Origin of the sequence: Pseudoalteromonas marina (assembly GCF_000238335.3) — a bacterium.
Classification (GTDB): domain Bacteria; phylum Pseudomonadota; class Gammaproteobacteria; order Enterobacterales; family Alteromonadaceae; genus Pseudoalteromonas; species Pseudoalteromonas marina.
In genome coordinates this window covers 182,875-199,387 of sequence record NZ_AHCB03000006.1, presented here as the reverse complement: position 1 = coordinate 199,387, position 16,513 = coordinate 182,875, and the positions used below count along the sequence as shown (strand labels likewise).

The following is a 16,513-nucleotide window of genomic DNA, read 5'->3' as shown; positions in this document are numbered from 1 at the left end:
GCTCCAATTAAAATACAAGATCAACGCCAACAGCAACAACATCAGTTTCTGTATCGGTTACATCGTCTTCAAAGCGGCTAAAGTCAATTTTAAATGCTGCAGAAGGGTGGAAGTCATAACGCGCGCCGATAGTGTATACATTGCTTTGCGCTTGAACACCTGTCAATGCACCGTTTATAGCAGCATTCAGACTTGGTACTGTTGCAATTGGATCGAAGCGAGATGCATCATGTTTGTCGTCATTATCTTCATACGTAAAATGAACTATAACGTCATCCAAGCGATAACCTACAGATACATAGTATTGTGTTTGCTCAGTCAAAATGCTGTTTTCTACTTCAAACTGTGTATATTCAGCGTCGAATAAGAAATTATCATAATCAATTGAGAAGCCAAAGCCTAGGAAGTAACTGTCATCTTCGTTAATTGCAATATCGTCAGCTAACGTGTTTAAGCTGTTTGCACGAAGTGCCGCTTCTAAGCCATTTAACGCAGCACCGCTAGGGTCTGTTCCGTCAAGTGCAAATGATGTTTCTGCAACCAAGTATGCAGCACGTACACTGAACCAGTCATATGCAAGTGTCCAGTTAATGCCTGCAAAATCGTTAAGTTCGCCTTGAGTTTTTTCAGTAATCGCATCTAATTCGCCATCGTAGCTTCCGTACATTAGTTGTACCGTTGAATCCCAATCGCCAAGCTGTGTATTGTGCAATAAGCTTAAACCTTCATATGTAGAAAAAGGAATACCATAAACTGACTGAGGTGGGCGTACCCAACGATAAGCGTAACCAACATCCAAAAAGTCTGAATAGCGGAAAAATGGAGCTCGCATTTTACCCGCGCTAATTTGTAACTCGTCGCTTAGTTCATAAGTTACGTAAGCCCATTCAAATTCTGCGTCGAAATCATTTTCACCACGGGCAACAATTTGAGCTGTGGCCGTTAGTTTCTCCATTAGGTCAGCTGATAGCTGTAATGCAAAGACACTTTCGTTTTTAAATGAAATGTCATCATCATATCCATATAAGGTGCTGTCACTATCAAGGCTCTTTCCACCGACAATTGATGCAAAGCCATTAATTCGAACTTCGGCGCTAGCATAGTTTGTTGCTAAAGCCGCACATAATGCTACTGCTACAGATAGCTTTTTCATATGTATTTCCTATTAGTTAATTAGATGTTGATTCAAGCGTATTATAGAAGTGAAATAGAGCTATATCTAATCAATTTAGCAAGTTAGTAATAAAAATTAATAAACTTAATACTTTGTTATTGTTTTTTGCGGTATATACTTGAAATTTTTAATGTAGGTTAATGATTTTAAGTAAAATATCAAAATAAGTTGCAACCAATTTAATTTCATAACATATATTTATAGCGTGAGGTTTTATGCCGTAATTGCATAAGAAGTAAGTATCGCTGCAATGTGTTAAATTTCCTCCGTTAGGTACATTTTTACTTTTATCAAAAAATAAATACATAAATTCACAATTGTGTAATATAATGCCCTTCCAGAGGAAAGATGCTACCACGCATCTTTTTTTATGCCCAAAACTTACTGGTTGCACCAGTAAATGCATAATAAATAATTTACGGTATCCTTTGGAGAATATTTTGAAACTACGCAAACTCTCACAGTTAAGCCTAGCAATAGTTGCTGCCCTGACTACCTCAGTAAACGCTGAAGAAACCAAAACAACAGCAAAGCAAGATGCGTTTGAAAAAATTGAAGTTACAGCTCGTAAACGTACAGAGAGCTTGTTTGAATCTCCAACCGCTATCACATCAATTGGTGCTAACTTAATTGATAAAGCCAATATGAGTAACCTTGAAGATATTGGTAAATACGTCCCTAATCTAAATATCACACGTTACGGTGTAGGCAATGCAGCCCATGCTTCTGTATTTATCCGTGGTATTGGCTTACAAGATCACATTATTACTACTGACCCAGGTGTGGGTGTATACCTTGATGGGGTTTACTTAGGTCGTCAAATGGGGTCTAACTTATCATTACCAAATGTTGAGCGTGTTGAAGTACTGCGCGGCCCACAGGGTACCTTATATGGCCGTAACACGTTAGGTGGCGCAGTAAACGTTATTACAAAACAGCCGGGCGATGAAGGTATTTTAACAACGTCTGCAAAGTTAGGTAGCCGTGGCCGTATTGCAGGCGATGTGTACTTTAATAACTCATTGAATGATGAGTTGAGTATGTCAGCAAGTGCGTCATACAAAACACGTGACGGCGTTGGCGAAGCAGTAAACCTTACGAACCCTGAAAAAGAAATTGGTGAAGAAGAAGAGTTTAGCGGCCGCGTAGCCCTTAAATGGCAGGCTAATAGCGATTTAGCGTTTACTTTTTCACTTGATGGTGTTGATAACGAGTCGGGTCAATCTCCTTACACTATTGAGTTAACTGAGCCGCTTGATGCAAATGATGTATTTAATGGTGACTTTCCTTTATTAACACAGGACATGATCCCATCAGACCCTGATGATCTAGGCACTACCGTTGCTGGTATTGAATCTACGTCTTACTCAGGGTGGGGTACGTCATTTACTGCTGATTGGGCAATCGATGATACGTACACGGCTAAATTTATTTCGAGTTATCGCACTTCTGAATACGAAGGTGGACTTGATGATGATGCGTCACCTCTTAACTTATCTGAGTTCCCAGAAGAGGGTGGTGCAGACCAGTACTCGTTTGAAATCCAACTAAATGCGACTTACGACAATATGGACTTTGTATCAGGCCTTTACTTCTTTAATGAAGATGGCTTTACGCGTTCTGGTCCATTTGTATTTAGCCCATTCAACACACCTAATGGTTTATTAAATGATGGTGTTACACCTTCATTTGGTGGCTATGGTGACTTTGAAATAAACCAAGAAACAAACTCATACGCTGTATATTTTAATACAAGTTACGATTTAACAGATGATTTAAGTATTGGTGGTGGCCTTCGATACTCAAAAGATGAGAAAGATGCCGATGCGATTTTCCCTACATTTGCTGAACGTAAATACGTAAGTGCAGAGTTTGACGCTGTGACGTGGGATATTAATGCATCTTACCAAATCAGTAACAACATGAACGTTTATGGTCAAATTCAAAAAGGTTATCAAACTGGTGGCTTCCCACCACGTCCATTTGGTGGACCTGATCAGTTTGTATCGTTCGACGAAACTAAAGCCGTAAACTACGAAATGGGTTTAAAAGGCCAAGTACACGAAAACGTATCTATGATGCTAGCGGTATTTGTTACTGATTACACTGATTTAGCACTTCCGTTTTCAGACCCAACAGCGGGTGGTGGTTTTGTAACTATTGTTGAAAATGCAGGCCAATCAAAAGCGCAAGGTATAGAACTTGAAACCACCGTTGCAATTACTGACGACTTCACAATAAGAAGTGCGGTAGGTTACTTAGATTCAGAGATCACTGAGGTTGATGCGGGTGTTCAAGGTATTGGTAAAGGTGATTCACCGGCATTAACACCTCGTTGGACTGTAATGGTTGCCCCATCATACTTTATGGATTTAGACAGTGGTGCAACGGTTGCACTAAATGCTAATTATTCATACCGTAGTGAAATGCAAGGTCAGTCAGTTTATAGCCAGAGTGAAACGATTGATTCGCGTGAGCTAGTTGGCTTTAATATTTCTTACACTAACGCATATGGCGATATGGAAGTAACACTTTATGGCGAAAACGTACTGAATGAAGTATACGATGTAGGTCGTTTACAGCAATCAGGGTTTGTTGGTGTTATGAGAAGTAATGATCGCAGCGAATTTGGTTTAAAATTCAAAAAAGATTTTGAGTTATAAACTGAAGTTTGCGTAAAAATACAATGTAATTTAAACATTATATTTTATTTTGCTAAAAAGGCCGGATCAGTTTTTGATTCGGCCTTTTTAGTTTGTGCAAAGGTCTGGTTGTTCGATACAATAGCGCCCTTAATTGCCAAATGGACTCTGTGATGAAAATTCTTGCCGATCAAAACATGCCTTTAGTTGAGCAGTACTTTTCAGATTTTGGTGAGGTTGAGCGGTTTGATGGACGTAACTTAAAACCTGACCAACTGATAGACGTAGAAGTATTACTCACACGATCAGTTACCAATGTTACTAGTGAGCTATTAGCAAAAGCGAATAAATTAAGTTTTGTTGGTACTGCGACTATTGGTATCGACCATATTGATACAGATCTTTTACAAGACAAAAACATCGCTTTTACAAGTGCTCCAGGGTGTAATGCTGTTGCTGTTGCAGAGTACGTTATTAGTAGTTTATTTGCATTAAGCCAAGAAAATGCCCGCCCATTAACAGGCCAAACTATTGGCATAGTAGGGGTCGGGAGTATTGGCAGTTGTTTGGCTAAAAAGTTAAAAGCATTAAATGTAAAGCTGCTTTTGTGCGATCCATTAAAACATGCACAAGGGTTATTGAATGAGCATGTAGAGTTAGATGAACTACTTGCACAATCAGATATTGTAACTTTCCATGTGCCACTTGTTAAAAAAGGGCCACATAAAACACTTCACATGATGGATAAAGTAAGGCTTAACGCCTTAAAACCGGGTACTACGATAATTAATGCCAGCCGAGGGGATGTTATTGACAATAGTGCTTTACTAGATTTAATGGAAGCAGGGGCTGATTTAGATTTAGTGCTTGATGTGTGGGAAAATGAACCTAATATTTTAACAGACTTACTTGCACATGTACGCTATGCCAGTGTGCATATTGCAGGCCATACACTTGAAGGCAAGGCCAGAGGCACACAAATGCTTTACCAAAAGCTGTGTGAGCTTAAAGGCGTTGAGGCTTCAAAATCTTTAACCGATTTTTTGCCCGTACCAGCTATAACGCAAGTGGTTATTGCTGAGAGTTTTACAGAGCAAGACATCGCACGTTTAGTGCACACAATTTACGATGTAAGAAGGGATGATGGGATTTTACTTCGTCATCTAGAGTCGGATGGTTTTGATAGTTTACGTAAAAACTATCCTGTAAGAAGAGAATTTAGCACCTTAACCGTTAAAGGTGATGGCTCGCAGTTAGCTGCCTTAGGTCAACTTGGTTTTAAACTAACCAACTAATTATTAATTTAACGGTGTTTTAATATCGTTTAAAGAGGAAAAAATATGTCGCAAAAATATAACGTTGCCGTACTTGGTGCTACTGGTTTAGTAGGACGTCAAATTATCGAAACTTTAGCAGATCGTAAATTTCCGGTTGATCAGCTATTTTTGCTTGCGAGCAGCCGCAGTGCAGGTGAAGACATTAAGTTTCGTGGTGAGACAATTGAAGTACAAGACGTTGAAGGCTTTGATTTTAGCCAAGCGCATATTGGATTGTTTTCTGCCGGTGGGAGCGTCTCAGAAAAATATGCCCCAATTGCAGCCGATGCAGGTTGTATAGTTATTGATAATACCTCGCATTTTAGAAATGATTTTGAAATCCCCCTTGTTGTTCCAGAAGTGAATGCCTCAAGTCTTGCCGACTTTAGAAATCGTAATATTATTGCAAACCCAAATTGTTCGACTATTCAAATGATGTTGGCATTAAAGCCAATTTACGATGCGTATGGTATTGATCGAATAAATGTATCAACTTACCAAGCGGTATCAGGGGCTGGGAAAGAAGCTGTTGATGAGTTAGCAAAGCAAACAGCTAACTTGATGAATGCACGCCCAATGGATAATGAAATATTTCCTAAGCAAATAGCCTTTAATGTTATTCCGCAAATAGATTGCTTTGAAGATAACGGCTATACCCGCGAAGAAATGAAAATGGTAAACGAAACGCACAAAATATTAGGTGATACAACAATCGCAATAAACCCAACGTGTGTGCGTGTTCCTGTGTTTTTTGGTCATTCTGAATCTATTAATATTGAAACACGTATGCAATACGACTTCGAACACGTTAAACAGCTGTTAAATGATGCACCAGGCGTTGAGCTAATTGACGATGAAGGTGATTATCCAACAGCGGTTTCCGATGCCAGTGGCAACGATACTGTATATGTTGGCCGTTTGCGCGCTGATATTTCACACCCTCATGGCTTAAATATGTGGGTTGTTAGTGATAATACCCGCAAGGGTGCTGCAACCAATAGTGTTCAAATAGCTGAAGAGTTAATAGAAAATTATATGTAACATTTTAAATGTTAAGCACTCTTTAAAAGCGGTAAGCACTATGTGTTTGCCGCTTTTTGTTTAAATAGAGTGCCACTTTTTTGCCGTTTTTTATAATATTTAATAAAGTTACTGATAATACTCAATAAATTAATATTAAAAATGTGTTGTTAAGGTATTTCTTTTCAATGTGTTGCAATGGATATTGTGCCCTAAGTGGTTTATAGTTTGTAATTGGAATAGAGCTTGCAACAAAAATAGATTGTAATAACAAATGTGAGTCAGTCATTAGACTGATAAGGCAAGAGTAATCAATGTTTACGCACCTATTTATGAGTGCTTTGTAACATTTAGACATTAAAGGATCAGCATGCGCGGTTTGGCTATACTTATAATATTAGCGTCTGCACTGGTAGTAACGCCTGTATATACACAAGATAGTACCCAATTAAAGGGGCCTAAAGGCGTTGACTATGGTGCTCAAGGGCGGTCTATTGGTCCGATTAAACCCACCGATACACTTTGGCGCATAGCCGTAAAAGTGCGTCCAGATAACTCTGTAAGTATTTATCAAGTTATGCAGGCCTTGTATAACAAAAACCCCGACTCATTTTTAGATCAAAACCTCAATCATATGCGAAGTGGGGCCTATTTAAAAATACCCACTTTATCTGAAATTAGACGTGTGAATACTCAACTAGCTAGGCAGCGTTCTGAGCAAGATGACGAGTTATGGGAAAAGAAAAAAAACGGAACACTTACACAAACTGAAATAACATCAGCTCAAACACAAGTTACACAAGCGCGTAAAGTTGATGTAGACGACGCCAAAAAAGAGTTACAAAAAGAAATAAAAGAAATCAAAACCGACCAAACTAATAAATTAGTTGAGTTACAGCAACAGTTTAAAAGTTCAGTAACAAATGTTGAAGAGATTTTAGTTGAGAATAATAACCTTAAAAAACAGCTGACTGGAATTTCTAAAGAGCTCGAAAATGTTCGCCAACAATTAGGGCAAGATAGTGAAATACAGCTGCAGCTAAAGGAATTAATACTTAAACAAAATGAAATAATTGCCCAGCAAAAAGCTAAAGAGGTTGAACCTCAAAGCAGTTTTGACTTACTAGCCTTGTTGTCAAACCCTATTGTGCTTGGGCTGTTAATGTTCATTCCCGGATTATTGATTATCTTTGCAATTGTTATGTTTCTTCGTAAAAGAAAAGGCAATCAAGAAGAGTCTCAAGCAGATGATGAATTTTTACCGCAAACTCCAACTTATTCTAATGAGGATGACTTAGCAACTGATCCACTTGATGACCCAATCATTCCAGATCCATTGGATGACTTGAGCGTTCAATTAGATGATCACCTCGAAGGTGACATGCTTCCAGATGATGATTTATTAGAAGATGACTCAGACGAACTTGATGATTCAGATAACTTACTTGATCAAGACGAGTTAGAAGGCCTTCTTAGCGACGATATTGTTTTTGATGATGAAAGTGACGAAGACGATGAAGTCGATATTTTCACGCAACAAGGATTTGACGACAGTGCTGATGATAGCTTGGACGATATTGATTTAGATTTAGACCAAGAACCGTCTGGCACTGATGATATTTTAAGTAATGATGACTTAGATAGCCTATTTGACGAAGATGACAGCTTACCTGAGTTTGATTCACCAGCAGAAAAAGAGCCACAAAGTGATAGTTTAGAATCTAACGATGAAATGGCAGCATTGAGCGAAGAGCTTGCGACCGATGATTTTGATATAGATGATTTACTTGATCAAACGAGTGCCGAACCAGTAGACACGTCTGATAAAACTTCTGAAGAAAGTGACGATTTTGACTTAGACGATATCGACAGCTTAATTGATGAAGCAAATGATGATTCAGCTAATGAAACGCCAACGGATACGTTAGTTGAAGAAAGTGATGACTTTGATTTGGACGATATCGACAGCTTAATTGATGAAGCAAATGATGATTCAGCTAATGAAACGCAAACAGAGTCGTTAGTTGAAAAAAGTGATGACTTTGATTTGGACGATATCGACAGCTTAATTGATGAAGCAAATGAAGATTCCGTAAATGAAGCGCAAACTGATGAGTTAGTTGAAGAAAGTGATGACTTTGATTTGGACGATATCGACAGTTTAATCGATGAAGCAAATGAAGATTCCGTAAATGAAGCGCAAACTGATGAGTTAGTTGAAGAAAGCGATGACTTTGATTTGGACGATATCGACAGCTTAATTGATGAAGCAGATGAAGATTCCGTAAGTGAAGCGCAAACAGAGTCGTTAGTTGAAGAAAGCGATGACTTTGATTTGGACGATATCGACAGCTTAATTGATGAAGCAGATGGAGATTCCGTAAGTGAAGCGCAAACAGAGTCGTTAGTTGAAGAAAGCGATGACTTTGATTTGGACGATATCGACAGCTTAATTGATGAAGCAAATGAAGATTCCGTAAATGAAGCGCAAACTGATGAGTTAGTTGAAGAAAGCGATGACTTTGATTTGGACGATATCGACAGCTTAATTGATGAAGCAGATGAAAATTCAGCTAATGAAACGCAAACTGATGAGTTAGTCGAGGAAAGCGATGACTTTGATTTGGACAATATCGACAGCTTAATTGATGAAGCAGATGAAGATTCCGTAAGTGAAGCGCAAACAGAGTCGTTAGTTGAAGAAAGCGATGACTTTGATTTGGACGATATCGACAGCTTAATTGATGAAGCAGATGAAGATTCCGTAAGTGAAGCGCAAACAGAGTCGTTAGTTGAAGAAAGCGATGACTTTGATTTGGACGATATCGACAGCTTAATTGATGAAGCAGATGAAGATTCCGTAAGTGAAGCGCAAACAGAGTCGTTAGTTGAAGAAAGCGATGACTTTGATTTGGATGACATCGACAGCTTAATTGATGAAGCAGATGACGATTCAGCTAATGAAACGCTAACAGAGTCGTTAGTCGAAGAAAACGATGACATTGATACTGCTTTGGCCGGTTCTGTCGATGATTTAGCTGATGCACAAGAAGAGTTAAATGTTGATGATGTCGAATCTTTAGCTTCAGCTTTGATTGATGAATCTGAATCTGAATCTGAATCTGAATCGGAGAATGAGTCTGAAGATGAGCCAGAGCTTGTAGAGGAGCCCGAGCTTAAAGAAGAGCCAGAGCTTGCAGAAGAGCCAGAGCTTGAAGAAGAGCCTGAGCTTGAAGAGGAGCCAGAGCTTGAAGAAGAGCCCGAGCTTGAAGAGGAGCCAGAGCTTGTAGAGGAGCCAGAGCTTGCAGAAGAGCCTGAGCTTTTAGAGGAGCCAGAGCTTGAAGATGAGCCAGAGCTTGAAGAGGAGCCAGCACTTGAAGAGGAGCCAGCACTTGAAGAAGAGCTAGAGCCTAATGAAGTGCTTGAAGACTTTGGGGCCGATGATTTTACAGACACATCAGACACGCTTTTAGATCCAGAAGATTTACTAGATGAATATAACGATGATGCGTTGCAAAGTGTAGACGAACTCTTAAATGAATTACAACAACCAGAAGACTCAGAATACGTAGAAAGCCCTGATTGGACACTTGATGATCTGGACGATGAAATTGAAGAGGTTGAAGTTGATCTAGGTGATGATCCATTAGCAGAAGACACAGACTCTGATTTATCCCTTGAGGATGAATTACTAGAAACAGAATCAATAACGCCTAGTGAAGAGTTAGACGATTACCCTGAGTTAGAAATAGCTGAAGATCAAGGGGCTGAAACGCAAGAGGCTACTAACAATGAAGGTGAAAATGTTGTTAGTCAAACAGAAAAAGATTTAGCTGACTCTACTTCTAAGGGCGCAGACTTGAGTAACTTTGACGAGGAACTTGATGATGAGCCCCATGCCACTGCTGATTTTGATGAAGCCCCAATAATTGATGACAATGAGCTATTGGCGGTAGGCGATGCTGAAGAATTCGCGACAAAAGAAGAGCATAATGAATTAGATGATGACGGAGAGTTTGCAGAAGAGGTTTCAGATTTTTCGGATAATGATATCGATGTGCTGGCTGATGAAGAACTTGATTCAGAACTATCACCAAGTCAAACAGAGCAAGAATTATCACAAGCGCTCTCATCAAGTATTGATTTAAATAGCCTAGAAGATGACTTTGACGATGAGCCGTTAATCGATAGTGAGTTTGAACAGTCAGATTCTGGACTTGATACTAATTCAGAAAGTGAAGAACCACTACCAGAAATTACAGATGAAGCATTGTTATCGCAAGAGGACTTTGATGATTCACAGGTTGATTTAGCAGGGTTAGACGCCGACTTAGAATTTGATTCTGTCAATGCAGAAGACTTTGAGGAGCTTGTTTCAGAGACGCCAGATGGTGATTCTGATAACGACGAAGAGCTAGATGGATTAAATTTAGATGAAGTTGTTAGTGATACCACAATTGATGAAACTTTAGATGCAGGCCTAGAGCCAGAACTATCACCAAGTCAAACAGAGCAAGAACTATCGCAAGCGCTCTCATCAAATATTGATTTAGATAGCTTAGAAGATGATTTTGATGATGAGCCATTAATTGATAGCGATTTTGACGAGTCAAGTTTAGAGCCTGAAATTAATGAAGAAGCCAACGTTTTAGTCCCAGAGGATACGGACGAAGATTCATTACTAGGCGCTGATTTAGAGTTTGATTCAGTGGGTGTCGAAGGCGTTGAAGAGCAAGTTTTAGAAACGCCCCCAAACGACATTGAGAGAACGGATACTAAAGAATTTGAACAAGATTTAGATGATGGCGGCAGTGCGATTGCTCAGGAAGTCGACATTGAGCATGAACCAGAATTATCACCAAGCCAAACAGAGCAAGAACTATCGCAAGCACTTTCATCAAATTTTGATTTAGATAGCCTAGAGGATGACTTTGATAATGAACCATTACTTGATAATGAGTTTGATGAATCAGAGTTAGTGCTAGAAGCTAATGACGAGATTGAAGTATCAGCGTCTGAAGCTTCTGATGAAAAACAATTTTTAGAAGAAAACCTTGAATACTCACAAAACGATTTAGCAGAAACCGGTGTTGATTTAGAACTTGATCCTTTACCTGTTGAAATAGATGAGGTGCCAGTTTCAGATGATGACGCTGATAGCACTGATTTACCTAATAGCGTAGAGTTTGAATCATCTGATTTAGGCATCGAGCAAACTGTTGATGATGAACTAGATGAACTAGATGAACTAGATGAACTAGATGAACTAGATGAGCTAGATTCTGAGCTTGAAATCAATGACGAGGTTGAGGGATCAATTGCTCAAGTTAGCGATGATGCGGTTTCATCAGAAGAAGTTGAAGAGCTACTTCCTAATAGACCGAATAATGGTGCTGATTTCTCAGGTTCAGGTGAAGATAATAGTGAAATAACCAGTGACGATACGTTAGCTTCAGAGCTTGATAACAACGAAGCTGATAATCAAAATTCAGCTGAAGATGATATAGACAGCGCGGGAACTAACTTTAATGACGACCTGTTAATTGATGAATTTAATGAACTAGATGGTGAGCTCGACAATCTTAACGACTTAAACGATGACACTCTTGATGATTTACTCACAGAGTCGAATAACGCTGATGCGGACTATTTAGCGCCTGATAGCAGCGTTGGGCTAGACAATCCAGCATTTATAAGTGAATCGGACGATGAAATAAATGAACAAACTAATGTTGATCGTGAAGCTGAACTAACTCAAGTTAACTCTCAGGGTGATACTAACCTTGTATCAGATGAAGCACTTGATGATGAATTTATGGCTGATTTAAGTGAAACCGATTTCGATTCATTGCTCAATGAGTTAGCCGCTCCCGATGAACTTGCTATAGAAGATAGCAGCGAGTTTGATGTTGACTTTGATTCTTTATTGAAAGAAGACTTAGTTGATGAAGAAGTCTTCAATCATAAAGAGCCAGTCCCTGAAGACGCAAAACCTTTAGGTGAAGACGATTTTGTAGATATTGACTCATTACTTGAGCAAAGTGACGATGCTGAACTTGAGCATGAGCCTTACAATGACGTAAATATAGATTTAGGTTTAAGTGAGTTTGATGCATTGCTTGCTGGTGATAATCCAACAGACGTTGATGCTGAGAGTGGAGGTTATTCCGCTAAGTTGGATTTAGCACGTGCCTATATTGAAATTGACGACTTCGATTCCGCGCTTAAGGTGATTGAAGACGTAATAGCAAAAGGGCCTGAAGAAGTTCAAGAAGAAGCGCTTAGTTTGCAAGCAAAATTACAACAATAGCATTTGTGTTAATTTCAATACGATAAACCCATAATTGGTGATGCTGATTATGGGTTTTTTATTGTTTTTATATGATTACATCACGGTCGCTTTTATTGCGCCGCGAGATAGCATAAAATGCGCCGTTAATTAGTACAGTAGGTAAAACGATAAATATGCGAGTAGCACTTGGGGTTGAATATAATGGCGCACGTTATAGTGGTTGGCAGCGTCAATCGCACGTAAATAGCGTACAACAAGAAGTAGAAAAGGCGCTGTCGAGTATCTGTAACCACCCAGTTGAAATTGTGTGTGCAGGGCGAACTGACGCAGGAGTGCATGGAACAGGCCAAGTTGTTCATTTTGAAACCAATGCATCTCGTGAAATGGTCGCGTTTACTATGGGTATGAACACTTTGCTACCTAAAGATATTGCTATTCGATTTGCTCAACCTGTTGCAGAAGACTTTCATGCACGTTTTAGTGCAACCGCAAGAAGGTATCGCTACGTTATTTATAACTATCCATACCGTGGAGCAGTTATGAACGAGGGTGTTACTCATTTCCATCACAAGCTAGATGAAAAGGTAATGCAAGAGGCGTGTCAGCATTTAATTGGTGAGCATGACTTTACATCATTCAGAGCATTACACTGCCAAGCTAATACCGCTAAACGTACAATTCATCACTTATCTGTTCAGCGCCAAGGTGATTACGTTGTAATTGATATTAAGGCGAATGCATTTTTGCATCATATGGTGCGTAATATAACCGGTTGCTTAATGGATATTGGCTTACACAAGCACCAACCTATATGGTTAAAAGAACTATTAGATGTTAAAGAGCGTGCAAAAGCGAGTGCAACAGCTAAAGCCGCTGGTTTGTATTTAGTCGATGTTGATTACCCAGAGCAGTTTAATATTCCTAAAACCCCACTAGGGCCATTATTTTTACCTGATGTTGATATTTAGTTAGAATTATTAATAGCTAAATTTAATTTCCTCTAACTACTAAGACCAGTTTTTTATACCGTGTTTGTGTAATTCATGTTTTAATTGAAAAAATCTGTCTGCTACTTATTAGCAGACTCGCGACACAGAACAGCATTAAGAGAGTTGCAAATGAGTTGGTTAGAAAAAATCTTACCTAAAACGACTAAGTCGTCAGGTCGTAAAGAAATTCCAGAAGGCGTTTGGGCTAAATGTACAGCTTGCGATTCAATTTTATATAAAGCTGAACTAGAAAAATCATTAAACGTATGTCCTAAATGCGACCATCACATGCGTGTGAGCGGCCGTAAACGTTTAGAGCACTTTTTAGATGAAGGTGACCGCACGGAGCTTGGTACTGAGCACGAGCCTAAAGATGTATTAAAGTTTAAAGACTCTAAAAAATACTCAGACCGTATTAGCGCAGCCCAAAAATCAAGTGGCGAAAAAGACGCGCTAGTTGCAATGAAGGGCCGCTTAAAAGGCATTCCTGTTGCTGCGGTTGCTTTTGAATTCTCATTTATGGGTGGTTCAATGGCTTCGGTTGTTGGTGCACGGTTTGTTGATGCCGTAGACCAATGTTTAGAGCACAACATGCCATTAGTGTGCTTTTCTGCCTCAGGTGGTGCACGTATGCAAGAAGCACTTATGTCGCTTATGCAAATGGCGAAAACCAGTGCAGCACTTGCTAAAATGAGCGAAAAAGGGTTGCCATTTATTTCGGTAATGACCGACCCAACAATGGGTGGTGTATCGGCTTCATTAGCAATGCTAGGTGATATTAACGTTGCTGAACCAAAAGCCTTAATTGGCTTTGCTGGCCCGCGAGTAATAGAACAAACAGTGCGCGAAACCTTACCAGAAGGTTTTCAGCGTAGTGAGTTTTTACTTGAGCACGGTGCAATAGACATGATTGTTGACCGCCGTGAAATGCGTGATACGTTAGCACGTGTGCTTGCTAAATTTATGAACTTGCCTTCTACTGAACAAGAGCATAGAGTAGCGTAAATTTAAGCTTTTCTGATTTATGCTATGACAAAAACAATCCCTAGCCAATCATCAAGCCTTGATGATTGGCTTTTTTATTTAGAAAGTGTTCACCCAGCCAACATTGAAATGGGTCTTGAACGCGTTGCTACTGTTGCCAACAACATTGGCTTATTAAACACTTCCAGCAAAATTATTCTTATTGGCGGCACAAACGGCAAAGGCACGACTGCGCGCTGTTTAGAATCGCTACTACTTGCACAAGGTTACAGCGTAGGTACTTACGCCTCTCCTCATTTAATTCGATATAACGAACGTGTTCGCATAAATGGTCAAGAGCTTGATGATCAATACCATGTTGATGCCTTCAACACGCTAGAGCAAGGCCGGGGTAGCACACCGCTTACGTATTTTGAGTACGGTACGTTGGGGGCACTGGCTATTTTTAAGCGCTTTGAAGTAGATTATGTATTATTAGAAGTTGGCTTAGGCGGGCGTTTTGATGCAACAAATATAGTAACGCCATACGCAAGTGTGATTACAACTATCGATTTAGACCACAAAGAATACCTTGGCGATACCAGAGAGCTGGTGGCGTACGATAAAGCAGGTATATTCCGCAAAGATACCCCCGCTATCATTGGGGACTTAATTATCCCGCATACAATGATTGATTACGGTAACGAGATTAGTGCCAATATGACATTATCAGGCACTCACTTTATTTTTAAAGAGCACGACAAAACGTTTAATTGGCAGTTTGAAAAACATAACCTGACACTCAATAAGCCTGCAATACCCGCGCAAAATGCAGCGACTGCTCTAACAGTGTTGAGCGTTTTAAATTTATTACCCAATGTTGATGTAATAAAGAATTGCTTAGCTAACTTGGTGGTGGAAGGGCGTTTCGAACAATTAAGCACAGAGCCATTGGTATTTACAGACGTCGCTCACAATCCAGAATCAGCTCGCTATTTAGCCAATAAGTTATTAAGTTACAAAGATAAAGGCTTTAAAGTTCATGCATTAGCCGCTATGCTTGCTGATAAAGATAAAGCAGCGGTGCTCAAAGAGCTAGCCCATCTTGTTGATGATTGGTTTCTTGCTAGCTTAGGCGGCCCTCGTGGTGATAGTGCTAATAACTTAAAAGAAGCCCTACAAAGCGTATCTACTCACGACAAGGTACAAAGCTTTGAAAGCGTTGAACGAGCACTGAGTGTTATTTTACCTAAGCAGCAAGACAATGTTATTTTAATTGTATTTGGTTCATTTTTTACAGTAGCAGATGCTATTAATTATTTTAAAAAATAGAGAGGATATCGGTGAACTCAAGTTTTATAAATCGCTTAGTTGGAACAAGTATTGTGGTGATCGCAGCTATTGTGTTTATCCCAAACATACTTGATGGTGAAAAAGTGCACTACAAGGAAGGCTTTAAAGCGATCCCAGAGCGACCTGAGTTCAAAACGATTGACTTGCAAGACTCAATTAATGATCAAGTAGCTATAGCTGAGCCGTTAAAGCAAGATAACATTGAAGATATTTCTCCTGATGATGACGTTTTAGAGCAAGACGATACTATTTCACAAAGCAACTTTGCTAGCGAAGAGAAAATAGTTGAAGCGTCAGTTATACCTAAAGCTACAAAAACTGATATTGCTGAACCGCAAGTTGCTAAAGCGAAAGAAGAGACTAAGGTTCCCGAAAAAGTAGTTAAAGAGGCACCTAAGCCTATTACGCCGCGTAAAAGTGAGGAAAATCTAACTGATATGGCCTACGTGGTGCAGTTAGGTAGTTTTTCTCATGCTGCAAATGTTAAAGCATTACAGGCTAAATTAACTTCAAAAGGGTTTAATACGTTTACTAAACCTATAAAAACACCCAACGGAACGCTAACAAAAGTATTTGTTGGTCCGTCACTTGATAAAACTGAGTTGGAAAAGCAATTACCAGAACTTAAAAAGCTTACTAAGCTTAACGGTAAAATAACCCAATACGAAGTAACTAACTAATTAAAAAGGCCTTAAACAATAAGGCCTTTTTCTTTGATGTTACACAATTACTTAGGTCAATTTATTAACCGTCAAAATGTTAAT

9 protein-coding genes are annotated in these 16,513 nt (G+C 39.3%); 8 read left to right on the top strand and 1 reads right to left on the bottom strand.

From position 1 onward, the window contains the following. Positions 1-7 precede the first annotated feature (7 nt). A complete protein-coding gene (locus tag PMAN_RS09810) occupies positions 8-1,153 on the bottom strand; it encodes a porin (RefSeq protein ID WP_010557205.1) in 1,146 nt (381 codons plus the stop codon). Positions 1,154-1,614: 461 nt separating this feature from the next. On the opposite strand from PMAN_RS09810, the gene PMAN_RS09805 reads away from it, so the two are divergent. The 8 genes from PMAN_RS09805 (at position 1,615) to PMAN_RS09770 (ending at position 16,429) form a co-directional block, all read left to right on the top strand. Beyond that, the gene (locus PMAN_RS09805; protein ID WP_006793898.1) at positions 1,615-3,837 is read left to right on the top strand and encodes a TonB-dependent receptor; all 2,223 of its coding nucleotides are present in this window, start codon (positions 1,615-1,617) and stop codon (positions 3,835-3,837) included. Between the two features lie 152 nt (positions 3,838-3,989). Further along, positions 3,990-5,111 (top strand): 4-phosphoerythronate dehydrogenase, encoded by a 1,122-nt coding sequence (locus PMAN_RS09800; RefSeq protein WP_010557203.1) that lies wholly within the window; start codon positions 3,990-3,992, stop codon positions 5,109-5,111. A 45-nt stretch (positions 5,112-5,156) separates the two neighbouring features. Next, positions 5,157-6,173: an aspartate-semialdehyde dehydrogenase gene (locus PMAN_RS09795; RefSeq protein ID WP_010557202.1), complete on the top strand. Its 1,017-nt coding sequence runs from the start codon at positions 5,157-5,159 to the stop codon at positions 6,171-6,173. A 349-nt stretch (positions 6,174-6,522) separates the two neighbouring features. Further along, a complete protein-coding gene (locus PMAN_RS09790; RefSeq protein WP_198434406.1) occupies positions 6,523-12,462 on the top strand; it encodes a FimV/HubP family polar landmark protein in 5,940 nt (1,979 codons plus the stop codon). A gap of 155 nt (positions 12,463-12,617) precedes the next feature. Beyond that, positions 12,618-13,412, top strand: a complete 795-nt coding sequence (truA, locus tag PMAN_RS09785) for a tRNA pseudouridine(38-40) synthase TruA (protein ID WP_010557200.1) — start codon at positions 12,618-12,620, stop codon at positions 13,410-13,412. 150 nt (positions 13,413-13,562) lie between these two features. Then, the gene (gene accD, locus PMAN_RS09780) at positions 13,563-14,438 is read left to right on the top strand and encodes an acetyl-CoA carboxylase, carboxyltransferase subunit beta (protein ID WP_008128641.1); all 876 of its coding nucleotides are present in this window, start codon (positions 13,563-13,565) and stop codon (positions 14,436-14,438) included. A gap of 24 nt (positions 14,439-14,462) precedes the next feature. Next, positions 14,463-15,728: a bifunctional tetrahydrofolate synthase/dihydrofolate synthase gene (gene folC / locus PMAN_RS09775; protein ID WP_010557199.1), complete on the top strand. Its 1,266-nt coding sequence runs from the start codon at positions 14,463-14,465 to the stop codon at positions 15,726-15,728. 11 nt (positions 15,729-15,739) lie between these two features. Further along, positions 15,740-16,429, top strand: a complete 690-nt coding sequence (locus tag PMAN_RS09770; protein WP_010557198.1) for an SPOR domain-containing protein — start codon at positions 15,740-15,742, stop codon at positions 16,427-16,429. Positions 16,430-16,513: the final 84 nt, after the last annotated feature.

What these genes read in the sequence shown, in the direction of transcription:
- truA (WP_010557200.1), top strand. Translation starts at nt 12,618, where the DNA reads ATGCGAGTAGCACTTGGGGTTGAATATAATGGCGCACGTTATAGTGGT.
- PMAN_RS09790 (WP_198434406.1), top strand. Translation starts at nt 6,523, where the DNA reads ATGCGCGGTTTGGCTATACTTATAATATTAGCGTCTGCACTGGTAGTA.
- PMAN_RS09800 (WP_010557203.1), top strand. Translation starts at nt 3,990, where the DNA reads ATGAAAATTCTTGCCGATCAAAACATGCCTTTAGTTGAGCAGTACTTT.
- PMAN_RS09810 (WP_010557205.1), bottom strand. Translation starts at nt 1,153, where the DNA reads ATGAAAAAGCTATCTGTAGCAGTAGCATTATGTGCGGCTTTAGCAACA.
- accD (WP_008128641.1), top strand. Translation starts at nt 13,563, where the DNA reads ATGAGTTGGTTAGAAAAAATCTTACCTAAAACGACTAAGTCGTCAGGT.
- PMAN_RS09795 (WP_010557202.1), top strand. Translation starts at nt 5,157, where the DNA reads ATGTCGCAAAAATATAACGTTGCCGTACTTGGTGCTACTGGTTTAGTA.
- folC (WP_010557199.1), top strand. Translation starts at nt 14,463, where the DNA reads ATGACAAAAACAATCCCTAGCCAATCATCAAGCCTTGATGATTGGCTT.